Origin of the sequence: Candidatus Symbiopectobacterium endolongispinus, assembly GCF_018777385.1 — a bacterium.
GTDB classification, from domain to species: domain Bacteria; phylum Pseudomonadota; class Gammaproteobacteria; order Enterobacterales; family Enterobacteriaceae; genus Symbiopectobacterium; species Symbiopectobacterium endolongispinus.
Window position 1 is genome coordinate 30,596 of record NZ_JAFJYB010000008.1, and the last position, 23,707, is coordinate 54,302.

At 54.5% G+C, this 23,707-nt stretch carries 15 protein-coding genes, 1 tRNA gene and 9 pseudogenes; 15 read left to right on the top strand and 10 right to left on the bottom strand.

Annotated features, from left to right (window positions below; genetic code table 11):
• Positions 1 to 216: 216 nt before the first annotated feature.
• The 5 genes and pseudogenes from JZM30_RS22035 to JZM30_RS22055 form a co-directional block, all read right to left on the bottom strand.
• A complete protein-coding gene (locus JZM30_RS22035) occupies positions 217 to 1,227 on the bottom strand; it encodes an ankyrin repeat domain-containing protein (RefSeq protein ID WP_308167208.1) in 1,011 nt (336 codons plus the stop codon).
• A 3-nt stretch (positions 1,228 to 1,230) separates the two neighbouring features.
• Positions 1,231 to 1,686, bottom strand: coding sequence for a hypothetical protein (locus JZM30_RS22040; RefSeq protein ID WP_252321338.1), 456 nt, complete (start codon positions 1,684 to 1,686; stop codon positions 1,231 to 1,233).
• Complete coding sequence (locus JZM30_RS22045) at positions 1,670 to 2,320, bottom strand: hypothetical protein (protein WP_252321339.1); 651 nt, start codon at positions 2,318 to 2,320, stop codon at positions 1,670 to 1,672. The genes JZM30_RS22040 and JZM30_RS22045 overlap by 17 nt, the downstream gene beginning before the upstream one ends.
• 39 nt (positions 2,321 to 2,359) lie before the next feature.
• Positions 2,360 to 3,424, bottom strand: coding sequence for a hypothetical protein (locus JZM30_RS22050; RefSeq protein WP_252321340.1), 1,065 nt, complete (start codon positions 3,422 to 3,424; stop codon positions 2,360 to 2,362).
• Positions 3,425 to 3,496: 72 nt separating this feature from the next.
• Positions 3,497 to 4,512, bottom strand: a pseudogene (locus JZM30_RS22055) (LacI family DNA-binding transcriptional regulator).
• A 226-nt stretch (positions 4,513 to 4,738) separates the two neighbouring features.
• Between JZM30_RS22055 and ascF the strand changes: the two are divergent.
• The 7 genes and pseudogenes from ascF to JZM30_RS22090 all read left to right on the top strand — a co-directional run bounded on the left by ascF (position 4,739) and on the right by JZM30_RS22090 (position 11,538).
• Positions 4,739 to 6,190, top strand: a pseudogene (ascF, locus tag JZM30_RS22060) (PTS cellobiose/arbutin/salicin transporter subunit IIBC).
• Between the two features lie 29 nt (positions 6,191 to 6,219).
• Positions 6,220 to 7,649, top strand: a pseudogene (locus JZM30_RS22065) (6-phospho-beta-glucosidase).
• 245 nt (positions 7,650 to 7,894) lie between these two features.
• Entirely contained in the window at positions 7,895 to 8,806 is a 912-nt protein-coding gene (locus JZM30_RS22070) for a VirK/YbjX family protein (RefSeq protein ID WP_252321341.1), read from the top strand.
• A gap of 140 nt (positions 8,807 to 8,946) precedes the next feature.
• Positions 8,947 to 9,969: a cation diffusion facilitator family transporter gene (locus tag JZM30_RS22075; RefSeq protein ID WP_438801538.1), complete on the top strand. Its 1,023-nt coding sequence runs from the start codon at positions 8,947 to 8,949 to the stop codon at positions 9,967 to 9,969.
• Entirely contained in the window at positions 9,938 to 10,252 is a 315-nt protein-coding gene (locus JZM30_RS22080) for an ArsR/SmtB family transcription factor (RefSeq protein WP_308167206.1), read from the top strand. The genes JZM30_RS22075 and JZM30_RS22080 overlap by 32 nt, the downstream gene beginning before the upstream one ends.
• Before the next feature lie 112 nt (positions 10,253 to 10,364).
• Entirely contained in the window at positions 10,365 to 11,291 is a 927-nt protein-coding gene (locus JZM30_RS22085; RefSeq protein ID WP_252321342.1) for a D-2-hydroxyacid dehydrogenase, read from the top strand.
• 171 nt (positions 11,292 to 11,462) lie between these two features.
• A tRNA-Gly gene (locus JZM30_RS22090) sits at positions 11,463 to 11,538 on the top strand.
• 118 nt (positions 11,539 to 11,656) lie between these two features.
• Here the strand turns inward: JZM30_RS22090 and JZM30_RS22095 are convergent.
• The 3 genes from JZM30_RS22095 to JZM30_RS22105 form a co-directional block, all read right to left on the bottom strand.
• Entirely contained in the window at positions 11,657 to 12,046 is a 390-nt protein-coding gene (locus JZM30_RS22095; protein WP_252321343.1) for a hypothetical protein, read from the bottom strand.
• Positions 12,047 to 12,068: 22 nt separating this feature from the next.
• A complete protein-coding gene (locus tag JZM30_RS22100) occupies positions 12,069 to 12,335 on the bottom strand; it encodes a hypothetical protein (RefSeq protein WP_252321344.1) in 267 nt (88 codons plus the stop codon).
• 187 nt (positions 12,336 to 12,522) lie between these two features.
• Positions 12,523 to 12,837 carry a helix-turn-helix domain-containing protein gene (locus JZM30_RS22105; RefSeq protein WP_252321345.1) on the bottom strand — a complete coding sequence of 105 codons (315 nt, stop codon included), beginning with the start codon at positions 12,835 to 12,837 and terminating at the stop codon, positions 12,523 to 12,525.
• Between the two features lie 64 nt (positions 12,838 to 12,901).
• Here JZM30_RS22105 and JZM30_RS22110 point away from each other — a divergent pair.
• The 8 genes and pseudogenes from JZM30_RS22110 to nhaA all read left to right on the top strand — a co-directional run bounded on the left by JZM30_RS22110 (position 12,902) and on the right by nhaA (position 21,860).
• Positions 12,902 to 13,092 (top strand): annotated as a pseudogene (locus JZM30_RS22110) (helix-turn-helix domain-containing protein).
• Positions 13,093 to 13,205: 113 nt separating this feature from the next.
• Positions 13,206 to 13,492: pseudogene (locus tag JZM30_RS22115) on the top strand (YciI family protein).
• Positions 13,493 to 13,653: 161 nt separating this feature from the next.
• Positions 13,654 to 13,743 carry a K(+)-transporting ATPase subunit F gene (gene kdpF, locus JZM30_RS22120; RefSeq protein WP_196907966.1) on the top strand — a complete coding sequence of 30 codons (90 nt, stop codon included), beginning with the start codon at positions 13,654 to 13,656 and terminating at the stop codon, positions 13,741 to 13,743.
• Positions 13,743 to 15,331 (top strand): annotated as a pseudogene (kdpA, locus tag JZM30_RS22125) (potassium-transporting ATPase subunit KdpA). Before kdpF ends, kdpA begins: the two are co-directional and overlap by 1 nt.
• A 15-nt stretch (positions 15,332 to 15,346) precedes the next feature.
• Positions 15,347 to 17,391, top strand: a pseudogene (kdpB, locus tag JZM30_RS22130) (potassium-transporting ATPase subunit KdpB).
• An 11-nt stretch (positions 17,392 to 17,402) separates the two neighbouring features.
• Positions 17,403 to 17,978 (top strand): potassium-transporting ATPase subunit KdpC, encoded by a 576-nt coding sequence (gene kdpC, locus JZM30_RS22135; protein WP_252321346.1) that lies wholly within the window; start codon positions 17,403 to 17,405, stop codon positions 17,976 to 17,978.
• A gap of 43 nt (positions 17,979 to 18,021) precedes the next feature.
• Positions 18,022 to 20,357: pseudogene (locus JZM30_RS22140) on the top strand (DUF4118 domain-containing protein).
• Positions 20,358 to 20,492: 135 nt separating this feature from the next.
• On the top strand, positions 20,493 to 21,860 hold the full coding sequence (gene nhaA / locus JZM30_RS22145) for a Na+/H+ antiporter NhaA (RefSeq protein WP_252321347.1): 1,368 nt from the start codon (positions 20,493 to 20,495) through the stop codon (positions 21,858 to 21,860).
• On the opposite strand, the pseudogene JZM30_RS22150 reads toward nhaA, so the two are convergent.
• A pseudogene (locus JZM30_RS22150) lies at positions 21,857 to 22,848 on the bottom strand (UDP-glucose 6-dehydrogenase family protein). The gene nhaA and the pseudogene JZM30_RS22150 sit on opposite strands and share 4 nt — an antisense overlap.
• 233 nt (positions 22,849 to 23,081) lie before the next feature.
• Positions 23,082 to 23,597, bottom strand: coding sequence for a 1,2-dihydroxy-3-keto-5-methylthiopentene dioxygenase (locus JZM30_RS22155; RefSeq protein WP_252321348.1), 516 nt, complete (start codon positions 23,595 to 23,597; stop codon positions 23,082 to 23,084).
• Positions 23,598 to 23,707 lie beyond the last annotated feature (110 nt).

A 23,707-nucleotide genomic window follows, 5' to 3' on the forward strand; every position in this document is an offset into this window, starting at 1 on the left:
TAAATTGATTTAATTTTCGTCAATCCCAGTTGGTTTTATTTTAGGTTTTATTTATGTATTGTTTTGCTTTTTGATTAGATGTTCGTTATTTTAAATGTAACTTTAATTGTAAATATATAATATTTCGATAGTAATTAAAATAATATTTCCACCGGCGATATCCGCGTTCATTAGCGCTGATATCGCCGTTATTTTATTATCTGCCAACCGTTGATGTCACGATAACCTCTGTGCAGCCGCACCGAACCCGTGGAGGGTTGCCGTCATCATGCTCATCAGCGAGAAGCAATCGGTCAGATTGCGGCGTGAAGCGATCATCAGCGGGGTTTCCCCGGCGGCATTGGCTCTATTTGGGTCAGCGCCAGCGGTGAGCAGGCTGGTGACCATCTGGATAACCTCATCCTCTTCAACCTCGTCTTCATCGAAAAATAACGCGGTATGCAGTGGCGTATTCTCACCGTCATCTGGTGCATTGACGTCAAACCCTTGCTCACAGCAGAGTATCACGATGGCCTGATGCCCGAGATAGCAGGCATAGTGCAGCGGTGTGATACGCCGATCGTTAGCCTGATAGGCAACCTCTCCGTGTAGCAGCGCCGTTCTGAACTGGGCTTCCGCCGCATCGCTATGACGCTGCAGGCAGATGGCGTGCAGCAGGTTGTCGCCGTTATTGGCGCACTGGTGGCGGATTTTTGATGTGGATTGGCGCGCCCACAGCAGGTCGAAATAAGGTGCGGCGCAATATTGTGCGGCCAGCATCAACGGCGTTCGACCAAGTTTATAAGGCTGTTGCGCGTCGGCGCCGCGCTCCAGCAGCAGGTGGACAATAGATTCCCGGTTGGCGCGTAGTGCAAAGATCAGCGGTGTATCGCCATCCTCATCCGCGGCATTGATATCCGCGCCATGATTGAGCAGACGTTTGACGATCTCGCCTTTTAGTTCCGGATCGAAGCTGTGCTCTGCCTCCGTCTCTTCGTCATCGTGGTAGGTGTCGTAACTGTAAGCGCGTGCTATCGCCTCATGCAGAGCGGTGCGCCCTTGTGCATTCGCCTGACGCGTGTCAACGCCGTGTGCCAACAGTGCCTCTAGCCCGGCCAGACTCCCGTACCAGGCAGCGCACATCAAGGGATAGTCTCCATCGGGATCGATCCAGTGACAGTCGGCACCGGCCGCTAACAGCAGTTCTACGGTTTCGCGGCGCGAGACTTTATTGACCCACCCCCCAATTGCTCAGGGCGCGGTGCAAGGCGGCGGAGTTATCGAACCCGCCGACGGCGTTTGGCATTTGGACACCGCCATCAACAGCAGCGTCGCCTCGGTGCCGCTTCTCGCTTCAAGGTCCAACAGCCCGCGCCGTTCCAGCTCATCAAGGTACGGGGTCACGGTCGATTCCGGTCTGCCGCTCAGACGGGTGCAGGCAAAATGGACAAACTGCTCTTGTTTGATACAGGTGCGGTGAGCCGGAGCGGCACCGTGATCCAGCAGCAGGGTAAAGATGTCGAAGTACTCCCGCATGATGGCCCATTCAAGCGCGCTGTTTTCCAACCGTGTCACCCCGTTGCGATGATCGAACTCCGGCTTGAAGCGGCGCGTCGAGGTGCAGTTGGGATCGGCCCCCGCGCTCAACAGCATGTTGCACATGGCATACGCATACTCTGGCGTAATTTTATCACGGTCCCCACTCACACGATCCATGGTGTAGAATCAGCAGCGGTTGTTCAACATAGACGATGCTATCGCCTTTGATCTTCCTGCCAATAATCCGATTCGGATCGTTACCGACGATCAGACGTTGGACGGTTTCCAGCGACACGCGGGAACCGATGGCGCGCTGTAGCGGATCGCCATAGATCTCACTGGTAACATCGAGGGGTTCCGGCAGGGTATCGAGCAGCGGGCTGATATCCTCACCGGCTTTTGCGTAGTCCAGGTAATAGGCGATCATGTTGCCGTTGAAATGTTCGTCTTTAATCTCGGCATTCAGCGGCCAACCGATATCCAGCAGGGTGCGAGCCAATGGAATAAAATACTCTGCATCGTACAGCGCAATGCACGCCGCAAGCGTATGGGTGGTGCTCAGTGGCGCATAGTCATGCTGGTTATAATGGAACGGCTCTGCGAGCGGTAATGACAGCCCCTTGCTGCGGTAGATCCCATGTAAACGGCGCAGCACAGCGGATATCTTGCTCAGGCGCATCCGTTCTCCGTGGGGGTTCTGAGTGAAAAGGTAAGAGAACACCGTACCCTGTTTACAATCGATCCAGGTGAGATTGGCACCGCGCTCCAGCAACCAGGTCAGCAGAGCCTGACTATGTTCCACGTCGTCGGGCCAACCGACGACGATGTGTAGGGCGCTGATCTAGAAATGGGACCAGGCACCCGACGTATTAATGTCAGCGCCTTTGTCCAGCAGGGTGCCCAACAGGGAGAGTTTTTCATCCCGGCGAAGACCAGTTGCGGTGGCGATATTGATAAACAGGGTATTGATATTGGGGGCATCGTGCGGCAATTCGTCAATGATCTGCCGGATGGTACGCGAATCATGGATCAGGATACTGATGGGAAGCTCATGCCCTTGGCTCTGGTTCAACTCGAAAATCAGTTTTACCTGCTTGTGCCGGAAGTTTTTGCTGGTGAGATAATCGATGATTTCCCCTTTCTCATCAGCAGGAATGCTGATCCCGGCTTGCAGCAGCCGGATAAAACCGGCGAAGTGCCCGCGTTTGAGCGCTTCCAGCCCGATACTGGCATAATGGCAACTGTCCAAATCCAGATCGTGTTGCAGCCCGCCTTTTTCCAACTCATCCAGTACGCTGGTGAAGGTGGTAATACTGAGTTTGTCCTGGGTGTTGTACAGCGTACCGTTGGTCAGCGCTGAATAGAGCGGTGTTGCCCACGGCTGTTCTGCCCGGTTGACGTCAGCGCCCAGGCGGATAAGCCAACGCAGACGCAGGGTATCAATGGTGATGTGTTCCTGGCTCAGGTAGTAGGCAAGCATCGTTTTACCGCTGGCTCGGGTATCGATCGCGTTCAGATCCAAGCCCTGCTGCAGAAAGAACGCGACGTGTTTCTCTTTCAGATCCTTACGTCGCACCACATGGTGCAGCAGCGGTAAGCCATCGATATATTCCGGCAGGAAGATACCGGAATCGAGAAACGCTTCAATCAGCGGCAAACAGAGTGAATTGACGACCTCGTTTATCGCGGGGAGGTGTCTGCCCTGTTCACCGATCAGCGGCTCGCTCCCCTGCGACGGCAGGTAGCGTGCAATCTTCGCTTCGCGGTAGATGACGGCATAGCGCAGCGGCGCGTAGCCGTGCTCATCAGGTTGATTGCAGTTGGCAGCATCGATGCGCTGCTGGATTTTTCTGAGGCGACCTGATTTGATCAGGTCGCCTAGGGTCTTGGGGCGGCTGAAAAACATCGATTTGATTTCGCGTATCCTTACGTAACCGCATGATATCACGACATCGTTGACACCGCATCGGTGAAAAAACTAGCGATAAAACGGTCCCGTCGTCACCGAATCGCGCAGGATCAATGATGCCGGATAGGCCTTGCGTTGACTCAACGTCCCATAATCCAGCATGGACAGCAGTCGGTTGATGATCTCTTGAATCATCTCGCCCAACGGCATTTTCACGCTAGAGAGCGAAGGGATGGTAAACGCCGCCGTGGGCAAGTCATCAAAACCAATTACCGATACCTGCTCGGGCACACCAACGCCGCGCGTATAGAGCTGTTTGAGCGCACAATGGCCATGTCATCATTGCTGGCGACCAACGCGGAGAAACTGACCTGATTGTCGAGCAGGGTGTTGACGGCCTCAACACCATTAGTGAGTGCACACTTACCGAGAATGATACGGCGTTCATCCACGGGAATCGTGTGCTCTTCCAATGCGGCTTTGTAGCCTGCGAGGCGTTCCATGCCGGTGGGCGAATCCAGTGCGCCGGTGATAAAGGCAATTTCACGATGCCCTTGCTCGATAAGGTGGTTGACGGCATTGCGGCTGGATTCATGCTGATCGGAGTAAATGCAGTAGCTGTCATTCACCCGTAACCGGCGGTTCAGTACCATGATGGGCTGTTTATGTTGGCTGATGATCTGATCCATCTCATCAATGGTAAGAAAACGCGGATAGATGATGATGGCATCGCAGCGTAAATCGATCAGGAATTGAATCGCGGCGCGCTCTTCTTCAGCGCTGTGTTTGCCATCCACCAGCAGCAGTTGGCGGCCGTGCGCCTCGGTCATTTTTGCCGCTTGAAACAGCAGCTCACTGAAGTAAGTACCGTGATATAGGGTATTGGTGATCACCAGCCAAATGGTTTGTGATTTTTGCGCAGCGAGGTTACGCGCCAGCAGATTGGGGCGATAGCCGCTCCCTGCTATCGCTTTGAATACACGATCTTTTGTTTCCTGGCTGACGTAACCGTTACCTGACAACACTCGCGATACCGTCGATTTGGCGACCCCGGTCTTCTTTGCCACCTCAAGAATGGTTGTCATGTACTGTTACCCGCTAAATAGTCATCTTGCGACAGTCTACCCATTTTGCCGTTGCTTTTCAGTAGCTTCGTTGAAGCGGTCATGTTAACGACAGGTGATCGTTATCACGAAAAGGAAAATTAATGGTTTTCCTCTCTTGTTTGGCGCTGTGAAACGTTTCATGATTTTGTGGAACCGGTTCCCTATGGCGATTTTTTCCGCACCGACACCAAGAGATAACCCACTTATGTCCAAGAATTATGAAACTGTCTCTCGCGCTATTGTGGATGCGCTGGGAGGACTGGAAAACACTGAAGCGGTGACGCACTGCATGACGCGTTTGCGCTTCGTGGTAAAAGATAAAACGCAGGTAGACAACCCGACGCTCAAAGCCATCAGCGGCGTGATGGGCGTGGTAAACACGGAAACGCAGTGTCAGGTGATTATTGGCAACAACGTTGCGAAAGCCTATCAGGAAGTGTTGAAGCTCGGCCCGGCGGGTGCTGCGGGCACGCTGCCCGATGCCAAACGAAAAATCACCTTAAAAAGCATTGGCGCAGGTATTCTGGACGCACTGATTGGCGCCATGTCGCCGCTGATCCCGGCGATTATCGGCGGCTCGATGGTGAAACTGCTGGCTATGATCCTCGACATGTTCGGCCTGTTCGAGAAGGGCTCCTCTACGCTGGTGATCCTGAATGTGATCGGCGACGGCGCGTTCTTCTTCCTGCCTATCATGGTGGCGGCCTCGGCGGCACTTAAATTCAAAACCAATATGTCGCTGGCTATTGCCATTGCGGGCGTGTTGGTGCATCCCAACTTTATCGACCTGATGGCAAAAGCGGCACAAGGGCAGGTGGTCGAGCTGGCGTTTATTCCGGTCACGGCGGTGAAATATACCTATACGGTTATTCCGGCGCTGTGCATGACCTGGATTCTGTCGTACATCGAAAAAGGCATCGATCGCATTACGCCGGCAGTGACGAAAAACTTCCTGAAACCGATGCTTATCGTGCTGGTCTCTGCACCGATCGCCATTGTGATTATCGGCCCGTTGGGCATCTGGATCGGTAGCGGCATCTCTTCCATCGTTTAAACCATCCATGGCTATCTTGGCTGGTTATCGGTGGCGATCATGGGGGCGCTGTGGCCGCTGTTGGTAATGACCGGTATGCACCGCGTATTTACCCCGACCATCATTCAAACCATTGCGGAAACCGGTAAAGAGGGCATGGTGATGCCTTCAGAAATCGGTGCCAACCTGTCGCTCGGCGGCTCCTCGCTAGCGGTGGCGTTCCGTACCAAAAACCGCGAGCTGCGTCAGACTGCGTTGGCGGCAGCGGCATCCGCCATTGTGGCCGGGATCTCCGAACCTGCGCTGTACGGCGTGGCGGTGCGGCTGAAACGTCCGCTGATTGCCAGCCTGATCAACGGTTTTATTTGCGGCGCGGTAGCCGGAATTGGCGGCCTTGCCAGCCACTCCATGGCGTCGCCCGGGCTGTTTACCAGCGTGCAGTTTTTCGATCCGGCCAACCCGATGAGCATTGTCTGGGTGGTGGCAGTGATGATTTTGGCGGTGTTGTTGTCGTTTGTACTGACACTTATTCTCGGCTTTGAGGATATTCCTGAAACCGAAGAGGAATCGCAGCCAACCAAAACCAAAACAAGTGAACCCGTGCAGGCCACCAGCGTTAGTTAATTGATATTGGTACAAAGAGAAGGTGATTCATGTCAGCAGCGACATTTCCAGACGGATTTTTATGGGGGGCGCCCTGGCGGCAAACCAGTCAGAAGGCGCTTATCGGGAAGGTGGCAAAGGGCTGACCACCGTGGATATGATCCCGCACGGTCCCGCCCGTTTGCCGGTAAAGCTGGGGCAGGAGAAGCGTTTTACACTGCGTGACGACGAGTTCTATCCCAGCCATCAGGCGATCGATTTCTATCATCGCTACAAGGAAGATATCGCGCTGATGGCCGAGATGGGGTTTACCGTGTTCCGCACCTCTATCGCCTGGAGCCGTCTCTACCCGAAGGGTGACGAACTGATGCCGAATCCGGAAGGTATCGCCTTTTATCATGCGGTGTTCAGTGAATGCCGCAAATACGGTATCGAACCGCTGGTCACGCTGTGCCATTTCGATGTGCCGATGCATCTGGTCACCGAGTATGGCTCATGGCGCAACCGCAAGATGGTGGAATTTTTCACCCGCTATGCGCGCACCTGCTTCGAAGCATTCGACGGCCTGGTGAAATACTGGCTGACATTCAACGAGATCAATATCCTGCTGCACAGCCCGTTCTCTGGTGCTGGCCTGGTGTTCGAACCGGGTGAAAATCAGGATCAGGTGAAGTATCAGGCTACGCACCATGAGCTGATCGCCAGTGCGCTGGCGACCCGGATCGCGCACGAGATCAATCCTGAAAATCAGGTGGGCTGCATGCTGGCGGGAGGAAACTTTTATCCTTGGTCTTGTAAGCCAGAAGATGTGTGGGCGGCACTGGAAAAAGATCGGGAAAACCTGTTCTTTATCGATGTGCAGGCGCGCGGCGCTTACCCGTCCTATTCCGCGCGGGTGTTCCGTGAGAAAGGTGTTCATATCGAGATGCAGGATGGCGATGCTGACATTCTGAAAAACACCGTCGATTTTGTCTCTTTCAGCTACTACGCCTCACGCGGTGCCTCGGCGGAGATTAATGAGCACAACAGCAGTGCATCCAATATCGTTAAATCTCTTACCAATCCGCATATTACCCGCAGTGAATGGGGCTGGGGCATCGATCCACTCGGCTTGCGTATCACCATGAACATGATGTACGACCGTTACCAGAAGCCGCTGTTTCTGGCGGAAAACGGTCTGGGGGCACGCGATGAGATCAATGCCAACGGCGAGATCGAAGACGATTACCGCATCAGCTATTTGCGTGAACACATCCGCGCCATGGGCGATGCGATCGATGACGGTATCCCAGTCATCGGCTACACCACCTGGGGCTGCATCGATTTGGTCGCGGCGTCGACCGGGGAAATGAGCAAACGCTACGGTTTTGTGTATGTCGATCGTGACGATCTTGGTAACGGTACGCTGGAACGACGCAAGAAAAAATCCTTTGCCTGGTATCAGAAAGTGATCGCCAGCAACGGTCAGGATCTGGATTAACCGAGAAACGCTATCATTGGTGTATCGCATCAGATTCTGTAAAAAGGCCGATCCCGACGTTAACCATTTCGGAATTGGCTTTTTAATAAACCAACCATAAACAAATCTGTGGTTGGGTTGCTTCCTGAAATATGATTACATAACGGTTTAGTTAACGACTGATATTAGATAGGGGTTTATTTCCGAAACTCAACACTATTATATCTCTTATGGCACTTGCAACTTTTGATGAAATATCATCCCCGATGAGCCGCTGGCAGTTACTGAGCCATTTGCTTCGCGGGGATATTCACCCTGATGAGAAGAGCATTTGGCTAAAGCCCGCCTACCGCCTTAAATTTCTGGCGCGCTCGCTCCTTCACCCTGTTTTGACGCTGAACTGGCTCCACTACATTGCCAGTCATCCGCAGCGGGCGCAGATGCTGTATGCCCAAATGGCGCTGCCCGATAAACTTCAACGACCATACCTCTCTAGCCGTTTTTCTGCCCGCAACGCTTTGGCCGCGCTTTGTTATCACTATGATGCCGTGGCCTGCGCCAATCCAAGGTTACGTCGCCTAATGCTGGCGCCTGGCGGTGTACCGATCGTCAATTTTCAGGGTAAAAGCGGTGCTGCTTACGCGTTGCTATTGGGTTCCCACTCCTCACTGGATAAAGAGGGAGAGATAACGCTTCAGTTGTGTACTGAAGGGATGCCGCTGGCGCGCATGACCATGACCGTGGTGCAGTTCGAAGGACAGAGAGCGTTATTTATCGGCGGATTACAAGGGCCGACGCGGCACTTGCAACAACAGAAGGCGCGCATTTTGCAGGTAACGCGTGATTGCCATGGATTGTTCCCTAAACGGCTGGTGCTAGAAGCGGCCTGCGTACTGGGCGAGCTGTTAGGGATTGAGTGCATGATAGCGGTGGGAAATCATACTCATGTTTATCAGAATTGGCGCTACTGGCGTAAAAAGAAAACCAGTTTTCATGCCGATTATGAGAGCTTTTGGCTCTCCGTGGGGGGGCAATTGCGACCCGATGGCGTGTGTCAGTTGCCGCTGCGTATTGCGCGCAAAAGTCTCGACGACGTTGCCAGTAAAAAACGGGCAGAGTATCAGCGCGCCAACGGCGTGTTGGCGGAGATCCATCATCAGCTGCATGCCTTGAAATGAGATCTTGATGCCTGTCTGATATGATAATAATGCGGATGAGCACGGCGATCGTTGCGGCCGGTAAACTGTTTGCATTGCTTGACTTTTAATATATGAGTAGCAATTCATATATTAAATCATCTAAAGGCAGGAGAGGTACAATGTCCCATTCTCACCACGACCATGCGCCGACGGTAACGCGGTCAAATGAACGTAAGGTACTGATCGCTTTTGTGATTACTTTTACCTTTATGTTGGTAGAAGTCGTGGGCGGTGTGCTTTCCGGTTCGTTGGCGTTGCTGGCGGATGCGGGACATATGCTGACGGATGCCCCGGCACTGGCGTTGTCCTATGCCGCCTTTCGTTTTGGTCGTTGTAATGCAGACACCAAGCGCTCCTTTGGCTATTTGCGTTTCGAAGTCATTGCCGGGTTTATCAATGCGCTGACGCTGTTTGCTATCGTCATCTGGATAGCCTACGAAGCGTGGCTGCGTTTTCGCCAGCCGCATGAGGTGCTGGCAGGGCCGATGCTGGTCGTAGCGGCGATCGGGCTGCTGGTGAATGTTGTGGTGTTCTGGATATTGACGCGCGGCGACAGCGAGCATGTCAATATCAAAGGTGCTGCACTGCATGTGATGGGCGATCTACTGGGTTCCATCGGTGCTATCGCGGCGGCCATTGTGGTCTATTTTACCGGCTGGACCCCCATCGACCCTATCCTGTCGTTGGTAGTGTCCGTGCTGATCTTGCGCAGCGCATGGGCGTTATTGAAAAAATCGCTGCACATACTCTTGGAAGGGGCACCCGCCAATGCCATGCCGCAAGAGATCGAACGCTACCTTAAAGAGAGCGTAACGGGAGTGGCAGATATTCACCATGTGCACGTGTGGATGATCACGTCGGGGCGCACCCTGGCCGCATTGCATGTACGCGCCAAAGAGGGGGCGGACGTGCGTCAGGTGGTTCGGCAGGTAGAGCGAGAGCTTTATGACTGTTTTCACGTAGAACCGCAACGGTTGCCATTGACTGGGGTGATGAATATGAGGCGACCTGTAGGTGCAGCCTGTCACCCATTAAGGAAATACATCAACATCATGACGATCATTCCCATCATCATGATACGGACATATATGTTACGCGAGGGCACGCACATTGAGTCGTCATGCCATGCTTTCTCTGCATGAAACTACCATCCTGTCAGAAACGTTTCGTCTGATGGGCGATCCTACCCGTTTGCGCATTTTGCATTTCAGCCTGACGGGGCCACATGCTGTCGGTGACATTGCGCAAAACCTTGCGCTTTCACCGTCACTGGTGAGTCACCATTTACGCCTGCTACGCGGCGCACGTTTGGTGAAGCGGGAACGCCGGTCACGCCAGATTTTTTATACCGTGGCGGATCACCATGTCACCACTATGTTGCTAGACATGGTGAACCACATTGGCGAATCACAAGAAGAAGAGTGACGTCTGTCAGAAAACGGGCCTGCATGCTGAAAGGGTTGCCACAGGCTTCTCGCTACGAGTAGGGTAGTTGTGGTTTTTTTTACGGCTACCGTTGATAACGCGAGGGGGAGAAATGGGGGCGATTCTTTTATTGGAATCTCGGACGGAGGAACTGCGTGCGCTGTTAAGCACGAAAGCATCGGGGTTGGACTATTGCCTTCCTGATGACGGAGAAGACGCCGTCGCGCGCTGTGGCATTTGGCTTGGTGAGCCGGACCGGGCGGTATCGCTGCTGACCGCTGGGCATCGCCCTGCATGGCTGCAATCTACCTGGGCTGGCTTCAAGCCGTTGCTTGCAGCGGGTCTCCCGCAAGATTACCGTTTGAGTCGCGCCGTAGGGGTGTTTGGGCAGCCGATTGCACAATACATCCTGGCGCATTTGTTGGCGCACGAGCAGCGTTTGTTCGCATTGCAAGAACAGCAGCAACGTCAGGAGTGGGATCGCCACCTGTCCGGGCTGTTGACGGGCAAAACCTTATTGATCGTTGGCGCGGGTGATATTGGCGCTGAGGTGGCCGCCATGTTGCGGTCATTTGGCGTAACGCTACACGGGATTGTTAATACACCGCGGGCGTTGCCCGGTTTTGCGTGCGTGTCGGGGATTGATGCGCTGGCGCACGATGTGGCGCAGGCCGACTATGTGGTGAACTTGTTGCCGGATACGCCGAAAACGCAGAATCTGTACAACGCAGATTTGTTCGCATGCATGAAACCCTCCACGGTATTTATCAACGTGGGGCGCGGCACGTCCGTGGTGGATGACGATCTGTTGGCGGCGCTGCGAGCAGGAAAATTGGCGAGAGCGGTTCTGGATGTTTTTCGTCAGGAGCCGCGGCCGCCAGAACACCCTTTCTGGCTAACGCCTCGGTTGACCTTGACGCCGCATATTGCCGGTCCGATGGTGCCAGCGCTGATTGCGGACCTGTTCCTGGACAACTTGCAACGTTACTCCCAGGGTGCGGCGCTGCGCGGCGAGGTTGATTTTTCACGCGAGTATTGAGTTTGCAGGTATTGAGCACCAGCGCGCAGGGAATGACCACTTGCGCGCATTTTCACTGAAAATGGCTTGCCAGCCTGAAATGATTGGTGCATAATGCTCACTGCTAACACAAAGTGTTGAATAAATTTAGCATATTCAATATGTTACCGTTAGCCGAATTACACTTCCTAAGCGGGAATAGCTCAGTTGGTAGAGCACGACCTTGCCAAGGTCGGGGTCGCGAGTTCGAGTCTCGTTTCCCGCTCCAATGTGATGTATTGAATGCTCAATGATTCTGCAACGCATTAAAAAATAGACCGGAAGGTCTTTTTCTTTGCCCGCGATCCTGGCATCAGCCATCCACTACCATGATGTCATTATCCACGCTACTCCCTCTCCACTTTTTCGCACCCTAAACGTTTACGCATTTGTGCTTTGAGCGGTTCTGCCACTTCCAGGCGCAAGTGTGCGTGTATCTTTTCCACGTTTTCACAGCCTTTAGGCTGAGGTGGGGGCAGCGGTTCCGTTCTCGTTAGCACACCCCACAGGACATAGAGAAGAAAACCGACGAGTACGGGAAGCCCACACCAGAAACCAATGAGGGCGATGCGTACTTCGAACGGTACGGTACGTGGTGATGCATTGGAGATTGTCGGCGGGGCGGATATATCACTGTCCAGCGCTGAGCACTGGCTTGCATACAGGACGAAGTATTTTGATACTGATTCAGTACCGAACTGCTGTTCGACGTATTGCCATGCGCTGACGGGCATCATAAAAAAGACAGTGTGTCGCTCATCAGGCTTTCGGTGTGCACGCGCAAGGCATATACTCCAGCCAGTAGCAGGCGTTCAATGCGCGCCTGCTCCGCAGCATACTCCTCTGATCCCAGCGAATAATGATGAAAAACATGCTGAACGCAGCAACGTTGATCGTAGCGGTTTCAACGTCGCTGTCGTAGTCAAATTCAGTAGAAAAAACCGCATCTCCCAGACAGTGCGAGATTCCCTCCAACAGGCTGAAAATCCCCTCCCGCCAGTCGATATGGATGCCGTAGACGCTCATAAAGGTGGACTGATAGTCATCTCGTGAGGACGCCGTTTGCTCGGTCCATTCATGGTATTTGAAAAATGCATGACGTCTGGCGCAGGCCCGTTCATCACCCTCAGCAGCAAAAAATCAGAAAACGCATCCCTGTCAGGCAATTACACTGTGGTTCCTTCCTCTGTTTAGCGCGTTTTTTTACGCTGTCCTATGCATTCTTTTTTTGCTGTATGCGGTCACTTTCATACAACAGCAAAATGCGTTCTGCGAAGTCGTCATCGATGGTATAAAAATAGCTTTCCGGTACGCCTAGTACGCTGGCAAAGGCGCACATCATCTCGAGTGTGGGGCGATAGGTGCCGCTTTCATACTGTGAGACACGCGAACGCACGGTCGCTTCTTCAATACTCGCGAGCACTCCCAGTTTTTCCTGAGTCGACTTGGCATGCAGGCGGGCGGATTTAAGGCGAGCAGGTAGCATCATGGCACCATCGATAATCGATATTGACTTAGTGTTTAGCATTACTTAACATCGCCGTTGTTTAGATATGCTGAACATTCGCACATAATAACATCGGGGGATGGTAATGGGCGGTAAGGACTGGCACCCGGCAGATATCGTAGCGGGTTTGAAAAAGCGTGGCACAACGCTGTCAGTGCTTTCCCGAGAAGCGGGATTGGCGTCACAAACGCGTTGTGACGCTGGCCCAAAGGCGAACGGCTGATTGCTAACGCGTTGAATAAACGCCCTGAAGAGATTTGGCCTTCGCGCTATTAACCTACGTCTAGAAAATGGCATATGCCTTAGATTCTCTAACAAAAAAGCGCTTCATGCCCCCCCTGTCGAGGAGTAACCTTAAACTATCCCTTACGTAATACATGGAAATTACAATAAGTGTGGTTTATGTGGTGGTGCTGACGTATGTACAGCCGCTTGAGGCGATTGATGAACAGATTCCTGCCCATGTCGAATGGTTAACTATGCCGACGGTGTTTTTCTCGCATCAGGCCGCCGCATTCAGCGCACTGGCGACGTCATTTTGGCGAAAAGCAACAGCCTCGAGCAGTTGCAGGTGCGCCTTAGTCAGGATCCGTTTCAGAAACTGGGGCTGGCCCATGCAGACATCATTCCATTTGATGCCAGTATGACGGCGCCTGCGCTGCAAGGCCTGCTGTGATCCCTTCGTGTTAACACGGCCAGCTCATTGATGCTGATTGAGCTGGTTATGCCCTCGGCATTTTTATACCTTTCTTACATCCCCGCCTGCGATATTGACGACATTTTTACGCCCTGATTCTTACACTCGAGCCACATTCAATAAACGCGGGGAGATAAACCGTGAATGTGGGACTGATGACCGGCATCGTGCTGGTATTTCTGTTACTGGGCTATCTGTTTTACGCCCTGTTTCGGGCGGAGGAATTCTGATGGCGGCCAATGCGTTCTTACTTCTGGCCAGTTTTCTGGCCGTATTATTGGTGCTGGCCCAACCGCTGGGTCGGTTGATGACAGGGATGGTGCTCGACGCGCTTTACCAGGCGTGGCGGCGTTTGAACAGGGGATTTGGCGTGTGTGCGGTGTGTCAGACCGCGAGATGAACTGGCGTCAGTATCTGTGCGCCATTCTGCTGTTTAACGCCCTTGGGTTGTGCTTTCTGGTGGTAGTGTTGATGGCGCAGGGGAGCTTGCCCTATAACCCGCAGTAGTTGCCAGGTTTGTCCTGGCATTTGGCGCTGAACACCGCCATCAGCTTTGTCAGTAACACCAACTGGCAATCCTACGCCGGGGAATCCACCCTGAGCTATTTCAGTCAGATGGTGGGACTTGCGGTACAGAATTTCTTATCGGCAGCTACCGGGATTGCGGTACTGTTTGCGTTGATGCGTGGCTTTTCCCGTCAGAGCACCGACGAACTCGGCAATGTGTGGCGCGATCTGACGCTCACCACGCTTGAAGGCGCACAGCAGACGCTGCCGATGGGGCCAGTGGCGTCGCAGGAAGCGATCAAAATGCTCGGCACCAACGGCGGCGGCTTTTTCAATGCCAACTCCGCCCAACCGTTCGAAAACCCCACCGCGTTAACCAATTTTGTGCAGATGCTGGCGATTTTCCTGATTCCGGCCGCGCTGTGTTTCACCTTTGGTGAAACGGTGCGCAACCGGGCGCAGGGACGAACCCTGTTGTGGGCCATGACGTTGATGTTTGTGGTGGCGGCGGTGTTGGTCATGATGGCGGAAGTGAAGGGTAACCTGAATTTGACACTGCTTGGCGCGGACAGCGCAATGAACTGGGAAGGGGAGGAGAGCCGCTTCGGTATTCTCAATTCCAGCCTGTTTGCCGTGATCACCACGGCGGCATCGTGCGGTGCGGTCAACGCCATGCATGACTCCTTTACCGCGCTGGGGGGAATGATTCCGCTGTGGTTGATGCAACTGGGCGAAGTGGTGTTTGGCGGTGTTGGCTCGGGGTTGTACGACATGTTGATGAACGTGCTGCTGGCGGTGTTTATTGCCGGATTGATGATTGGCCGCACGCCGGAATATCTGGGAAAGAAAATCGGTGTACCGGAAATGAAGATGGCGGCGATTTATATCCTGATCACCCCGTCACTGGTGCTGTTGGGTACGGCACTAGCGATGATGACCGATGCCGGGCGCGCCGGAATTTTCAACCCGGGGCCGCACGGTTTTAGCGAAGTGCTCTATGCGCTCTCTTCTGCGGCCAACAACAATGGCAGCGCCTTTGCCGGGCTCTCTGCCAATACGCCGTTCTGGAACCTGCTGCTGGGTGCGGCGATGTTGATTGGACGCTTTGCGCCTTTTATCCCGCTGCTGGCCATTGCCGGTTCACTGGCGGCTCGCAAAATCCAGCCCGCCAGCCCCGGCACGTTGCCGACGCACGGCGCACTGTTTGTCGCGCTGATTATCGGCACCGTGTTGCTGATTGGTGCACTGATGTTTATCCCTGCGTTGGCACTGGGGCCTGTTATCGAACATTTGCAGTTGCTGGCACGCTAATCGCCGGAGAATTCTATGACACATCAAATCGCGTCTTCACAGCGCGGCACACTGTGGCGTGCTGCGCTGACTGAATCATTGACCAAGCTTAGCCCCCGCGTGCAATACCGTAACCCGGTGATGTTTGTAGTGTATCTGGGCAGCATCCTCACCACGTTGTTGGCCGTGGGCATGGCGCTGGGGTGGAGTGAGGGACAACTGGGTTTCACGGCGGCCATTAGCCTGTGGCTGTGGTTCACCGTACTGTTTGCTAATTTTGCCGAAGCGCTGGCGGAAGGACGCAGTAAGGCTCAGGCCGAGAGTTTAAAAGGCATTACGCGCACCAATTGGGCGAAAAAGCTCTCTGGTCCGGAGCCTGAATCTGCCCAGCAGAAGGTTGCCGCAGACAGCCTGCGCAAAGGAGATTATGTGCGAGTGGATGCGGGTGACATTATCCCGTGTGACGGTGAAGTACTGGCCGGGGCGCTTCCGTGGATGAAAGCGCGATTACCGGTGAGTCTGCACCAGTGATTCGCGAGGCCGGCGGTGATTTCGCATCGGTAACCGGGGGTACGCGCATTCTCTCGGACTGGCTGGCGATTCGGTGCAGCGTCAATCCCGGTGAAACCTTTCTGGATCGCATGATCGCCATGGTAGAAGGGGCCAAACGGCGTAAAACGCCGAATGAAATGGCACTGACCATTCTGCTGATTTCACTCACGATTGTGTTTCTGTTGGCGACAGCGACGCTGTATCCGTTTTCTGCCTGGGGCGGTACACCTGTCAGTATTATGGTGCTGGTGGCTCTGTTGGTCTGTTTGATCCCTACCACCATTGGCGCATTGCTCTCGGCGATTGGTATTGCGGGCATGAGTCGTATGCTGGGTGCGAATGTGATCGCCACCAGTGGACGCGCTGTGGAAGCTGCTGGCGACGTGGATGTGCTGCTGGATAAAACCGGCACCATCACACTGTGTAACCGACAGGCCAGCGCTTTCCTGCCTGCCAGCGGCATCAGTGAATCCGCGTTGGCAAACGCTGCGCAATTGGCCTCACTGGCCGATGAAACGCCGGAAGGGCGCAGTATCGTGGTGTTGGCTAAGCAAAAATTCAATCTGCGCGAGCGTGATTTGCAGAGCCTGAGCGCCACCTTTATCCCTTTTTCGGCGCAAACGCGCATGAGTGGCGTCAATGTCGGGCAAAAAATGTTGCGTAAAGGCGTGGCGGACGCGATTCGTCGGCACGTTGAAAGCAACGGCGGGCGTTTCCCTGCGGATGTGGTAGCTCTGGTGGAATCGGTGGCGCGCAAAGGCGGAACACCGCTGGTGGTGGCGGAAGATAATACTGTCATGGGCGTGGTCGCGCTCAAGGATATCGTCAAAGGCGGTATTAAAGAACGCTTTGCTGAACTGCGCCGCATGGGGATCAAGGCGGTGATGGTCACGGGCGATAACCCACTGACCGCTGCCGCCATCGCTGCTGAAGCGAGTGTCGATGACTTTTTATCGGAGGCCACACCCGAAGCCAAGCTGGCGCTGATTCGTCAATATCAGGCAGAAGGACGCATGGTGGCGATGACAGGGGATAGCACCAACGACGCCCCCGCGCTGGCGCAGGCGGATGTCGCGGTGGCAATGAATTCCGGTACGCAAGCGGCGAAAGAGGCAGGCAACATGGTGGATCTGGACTCCAACCCGACCAAGCTACTCGAAGTGGCGCATATCGGTAAGCAGATGCTGATGACACGTGGCTCGTTAACCACGTTCAGTATCGCCAACGATGTCGCTAAATATTTTGCCATTATTCCCGCAGCCTTTGCGGTGACCTATCCACCGCTGAATGCCCTTAACGTGATGGGGCTGCATTCGCCAGCTTCGGCCATTTTGTCGGCCGTGATTTTTAATGCCTTGATTATCGTACTGCTGATTCCACTGGCATTGACAGGGGTGAGCTACCGCCCGATGCCAACGGCCGCGCTATTGCGTCGCAACCTATGGATTTATGGCGTGGGGGGGCTGGTAGTGCCTTTTATTGGCATCAAAGCGATTGACCTGATACTGACCGCGTTGGGTTGGGTTTAAGGAGAATATCAATGAACCTGTTACGTCCTGCAATTTCGCTTTTTATCCTGCTGACACTGGTTGTCGGGGCGGGCTATCCGTTGCTGACAACCGGGTTAGCACAGTGGTGGTTTCCCGTGCAAGCTAACGGCTCGCTGGTGATGCCGGAAGGCAAGGTGCGCGGTTCGGCACTGATCGGTCAGTCTTTTACCCGCCCGGATTATTTTCAGGGGCGGCCCTCGGCAAAGGCTGACTCACCCTATAATGTGTTGGCCTCTTCTGGCAGTAACCTGGCACCTAGCAATCCGGCATTGGATGAGGCCATAATGCAGCGCGTTGCCGAATGGCGTAAGGCGAATCCCCAGGCCAATGCGTTCGTCCCGGTGGAACTGGTGACGACCTCCGCCAGCGGATTGGATCCGCACATTTTTCCTGCTGCGGCGGCGTGGCAAATTCCGCGTGTGGCACAAGCGCGCCATTTGCCAGAAGCAGCGTTGCGCCAACTGGTGCTGGAGAACACGCGACGTCCGCTGTTGCCCTTTATCGGAGAGCCGGTGGTTAATGTACTGGCGTTAAACATGGCGCTGGATGCCGTGCCGAAACCGTGAGGCTTCGCTATCCTGAACAGAGGATGACTTGAAAGGTATTGTGATGACGGAAGAACCCCTGCGTCCCGATTCGGATGCGCTGCTGGCTCAGTCTGACCGCGAAGGGCGCGGCAAACTGAAAATCTACTTTGGTGCCTGCGCGGGTGTCGGGAAAACTTGGGCTATGCTGCAAGAGGCACGACGATTGCGTGCGCAGGGGTTGGATGTGCTGGTGGGCGTGGTGGAAACCCATGGCCGACAGGAGACCGCTGCGCTGCTGGAAGGATTGGAAACCCTTGCCCGACGTGCAACGGGACGACATCGTCATCTGGAGTTCGATCTGGATGCCGCTCTGGCGCGGCGTCCTGCCGTGATTCTGATGGATGAGCTGGCGCTGCGCCGCACGGCGGATCGCGTTGACGATCAGATGCGCGCCTGGCGTGATGACAGCGGGCGAGAGGAACGTGTCTGGCACACCCGCGATGCGATCCTGCTGTGCATTGGCGCTAACACCGGCAGTGAAAAGCTGGTGCGCATTGCCGCCCGGCTGGCCGCCAAACTCGGTAGCGAATGGCATGCAGTAACGGTGGAGACGCCCACGCTGCATCGGCAGGGCGAAGCGCGTCGGCGTGGAATTCTGCGCACCTTGCAGCTGGCACAGAAGCTGGGTGCCGTTACCGCCACCTTGTCTGAGCCCGATGAAGCGAAAGCGGTATTGCGCTACGCACGTGAGCATAACCTCGGCAAAATCATTGTGGGAAGGCCGCCGCAGCGCCGTTGGGCGTTGCCTAATCGTTTTGCGCGGCGGCTAAGCCGCCTTGGGCCGGATCTCGACTTGATGATTGTAGCTTTGGATGATGTGCCTGACGTGCATGCGGCACCGCGCATAGACACACACCTCAGCCCGGATAAGTTGCGCCAGAAAGCGCGCGGCTGTTTGGCTGCAACCGCGCTATGCGCGTTGATTACGCTGGTGAGTAAATGGATTTTGCCCGACTTTTCGCCGATCAATCTGGTGATGGTCTATTTATTGGGCGTGGTGCTGATTGCCATTGGTTTTGGCCGTTTGCCCTCGGTGGTGGCGGCAATACTCAATATCGTGGCGTTCGATCTGTTTTTTGTCGCGCCGGAAGGCACCTTTGCCGTCAGCGATGCGCAGTATTTGGTGACTTTTGCGGTGATGCTGACCGTGGGCGCGATCACCGGCAACCTGACGGCGGGGGTGTGCTATCAGGCGCGGGTTGCCCGACATCGGGAGCAGCGCGCGCGTTACCTGTACGAAATGGCCGACGGGTTGAGCCGGGTGCGAGCGCCGAACGATATTGCGCCGATTTGCCAGCGGGTGATGGGCAGCGCACTGTTTGCCCGCTGTGAAATCTGGCTGCCAGACGCGCAGGGAAAACCCATCACGCCAGCCGAGCGTTTGCTGCATACCATTCCCGATCCCGCCATCGTCAAATGGAGCTTTGAGAAAGGGCATGTGGCGTGCGCAGGAACGGATACGCTGCCCGGCGTGCCTTAAAAGTGCTGCCGTTAATCTCTTCCGAGGACACGTTAGGGTTGCTGATTATTGAGCCAAGCAACGTGCGTCACCTGTTGATACCCGAACAGCAGCGGCTGCTGGAGGCGTTTGTAATGCTGATTTCCGGTGCGTTGCTGCGTCTTGCTTTGACGAGGCGCGAGCAACAGTTACGTCTGGTGGCGGAGCGGGAAGAGCTGCGTAATTCTTTGCTGGCTGCGCTGTCTCACGATCTGCGCACACCGCTGACGGTGCTGTTTGGTCAGGCGGAGATCCTGCTGCTCGATCTTTCCACGGAAGGATCGCCGCACGCGGGTGCACTTCGCCTGCAAACGTTGAGTATAATTCGCCTGGTGAACGACATGCTGGATATGGCACGTATTGAAGGGGAAGGCTTCCGCCTGCAAACCGACTGGGTCGCGCTGGATGAGGTCATTGGCGGCGCGCTGAAATCCCTCGAGGCGCTTCTGCCCGCCGATGCGGTGCAATTGGATCTACCGCAGTAGATGGTGTTGCTTCAGGCCGATGGCGCGCTGCTGGAGCGTGTATTTGCGAACTTGCTGGAAAACGCATTGAAATATGCGGGCAGCGCGCGGGCGATAGGCATTCGGGCTCGAGTGTTGCCGGGGAAAATCAGGATCGAGGTATGGGACGACGGCCCAGGAATCACCTCGGGCAGCGAACAGCATATTTTTGAGAAATTCACCCGTGGTAATGAGGAGTCTTTCATTCCGGGTGTCGGGATGGGATTAGCGATTTGTCGGGCGATCGTGATGCTTCACCACGGGGAGATCAGTGCAGCCAATCGGCCAGAAGGGGGAGCCTGTTTTACGGTACAACTCCCTCTGTCGCCAGTGCCGGAAATGCTGGAATCATCTTAATAAATAGCTTTAAATCAATGTAAAATACTTGAACTCATCCAACATTGTCGGTAAAAAGATGACGGGTGTTAGCCACATGTTGTGGTGAGACAGGTTTGTGCGTTGGTCGGGCCGCCACGCGGAGTGATAACAACCATGAATCGACACCTGTCCCCGCAGGGCATTCCTCGTGCTCAGCGTTTGGCGGAACGCGCTTTCGCCACCCTTGAACGTTTTCTCCATATTGAAACGGTAAGCGGCATTGTGCTGCTTGTGGCTGCTGCTGCGGCATTGGTTTGGGCCAATTCGCCGTGGGCGGAAAGCTACCATGCGCTCTGGCATCTACCGATCTCTTTTAGCATTGGCAACACGGAAATCTCGCATTCACTGCATTTCTGGATCAACGACGCCTTTATGACACTGTTCTTCTTAGTGGTCGGTATGGCGGTCCGTCGTGAAATTCATGAAGGTGCGCTGAGCAGCCTGCGGCAAGCTATGCTTCCGATCGCTGCCGCCGTGGGCGGCGTGATAGTACCTGCGTTGATTTATCTGAGTGTGAACAGCACGCCGTTGCAGCAACAAGGCTGGGCGGTGCCGACGGCAACGGATATCGCGTTTGCCGTGGTGGTGCTGGCACTGTTGGGCAAAGGCATTCCCGGCAATGTACGGGTGTTTTTGCTGGCGTTAGCCATTATCGATGACATTATCGCCGTCTTGATCATCGCGTTCTTCTACTCCGGTGGGCTTGAATACCACGGCTTGATCCCTGTGCTGGTGGGCGTATTGATGGTGTTTGGGCTTCAGAAGATTGGCATCAGGTCGGCCTGGGCCTATGTCATTCCCGGTATCATCGTGTGGTTGGGTTTTCTGCTCACGGGAGCGCACCCGACATTAGCGGGGGTAGTCTTAGGACTCATCACCCCGGTGGCCTCCGTGCGGGTGATGAAGGAGCATCCATTGGAGCGCCTTTCTTACATTGTGCGCGATCTGATGCACAAGCAGGATACACAGGCTGCGGAGCAGTTAGTCACACCGCTTAAGCAGTTACGCCGTGCTCAGCGTGAAGTGTTGCCGCCTGTCACTCGCGTGCAGATGGCGCTGCACCCTTGGGTGGCTTATGGCGTGATGCCGTTGTTTGCTCTGGCGAACGCAGGGGTAAGCATGAATGGCATTGATTTGTCGGGCGCGGGGCCACTCGGCGTGATGATGGGCGTTACGCTGGCACTGGTAGCCGGTAAGTTGCTGGGCGTAGTCGGTGTTAGCTGGCTAATGGTACGATTTGGTGTGTGCCAGTTACCGCCAGAGGTATCCTGGCGCGGTGTGTTTTTGATTGGGCTGCTCGCCGGTATCGGTTTTACCATGTCGATCTTTATCGCCATGTTAGCCTTTGACGATCCGCAACTGCTGGGCGCGGCCAAGCTAGGGGTGCTGTTGGGCTCGCTGATTGCGGCCACGCTGGGCCTGCTGTGGGGCCGGTATTATGCGCGTCGCCGCCGTGTGCAGCAGGCCGGTCAACCGGTTTAATCCAAACCAAACAGGTCGCGGGTATAGACTTTATCCGCGACATCCTCTAACTCCGGCGCCATGCGGTTTGGGATGATCAAATCAGCCTTGTGTTTGAACGTTGCCAGATCGTTTATCACCGGAGAGCGGAAAAATGTCTCTTCCGTCAGCACTGGTTCATAGACCACGACGCCAATACCTTTGGCTTTGATCCGTTTCATGATGCCTTGAATTGCTGAAGCGCGGTAGTTATCGGAGCCTGTTTTCATCACCAGACGATAACACCTACCACGCTGGGATTATGTTTGAGAATATCATCGGCAATGAAATCTTTACGCGTGCGATTTGCCTCGACGATGGCACAAATCAGCCGGTTAGGGACGCTGGCATAATTGGCTAGCAATTGCTTGGTGTCTTTGGGCAAACAATAGCCGCCATAACCAAATGACGGGTTGTTGTAATGCGAGCCGATACGCGGATCTAACCCGACTCCCTCAATAATCTGTCTGCTATCCAGCGTATGCATCTGTGCATAGCTATCGAGTTCGTTGAAATAGGCGACGCGCATGGCGAGATAGGTATTGGCGAACAGCTTGATGGCCTCAGCTTCCGTGGCAAAGGTGCACCGCAGTTGTTGGGTGTATCCCACGGGAACCGTTGATTTTATGACGATAAGCGCATCGTGGTTGATGGATAACACATCCTGCACCACGGATTCAATCGACTGGGTATCGAACGCATTGGTGATGGGATCGTAGTTGGTTGGCGTGGCGATAATCACGATATCCGCGTCCTGATAGGCCAACTGTTTATCCGTTGTAGCCACCAGATTGAGCGGTTTTTCCTTGAGATAATGGTCAATATCTTTATCAACAATCGGCGACACGTTCTGGTTTAAAAGTGCCACCCTGTGTTCGACAACGTCGAGAGCCACCACCTGATTGTGCTGGGCCAATAGCACTGCGTTCGACAACCCGACGTAACCGGTGCCCGCGATAGTACATTTCATCATGTTAAATCCGCCTGAAAAATCCGGAGACAGTATAGAGAGCGTACGTGCATGAATTTTAAACATTGCCAAAACGATGCTGTGCTCGTTGCGTCATTTCAGATTCGCCTGAAGGGGTTTTGTTAGCAATAAGGTAAATGGCGGGGTGTTGCTATCAGAAAACGCCACGCTTGATTGTCGTGTGGCGTTGACGTTTCTCACCAGCTGAAAGGTCTTCTGTTGCTCGGCGCAGACTAATAGAAAGTTTCCTGGCCGGTGAAATGCCCTACCAATCCTGCCGGATTGGTGAAAATACGGATGGCGGTGAAATCCGGCTGTGCGCCGCAGTCAAACCAGTGGCGGGTGTTGGCCGGAACACGCAACAGGTCACCCGCTTCGCAGGTTAAACGAAACACCTTGTTGCCCAGCGGAACGAAGAACGTGCCGCTTCCCGTGACAAAAAAACGTACCTCATCTTCACTGTGGGTATGTAAAAACTTCTCACGCAGCGCCTGTTTGTCGGGGTGATCCGGCGTAATGCGTATCACATCGGCGGCGGTGTAACCCTCTTGCCGTTTAAGGCGCTCGATATCCTGCTGAAAATGACTGAGCAGGGTGTCACTGTCCGCCGTTGCGGACAGTGAGCCAATCTCCCAACGCTCGAGCTGGATTCCTGCACCCGCGAGCAACTCGGCGATATCGTCAAAGGCGGCCAGTTGCTCCGCGGGTTGTGCCGTGTGCGGTAGTTGGAATATGGATAATGTGGTCATGGATATTCTCCGCAAAAGAGGTAGACCATAACCATTCGCTTTGCAGGGATAAATCGTAAGACGAATTCTTTATATCTTATGCTGCCAGGTTGTTTAGTATTATGATTTTG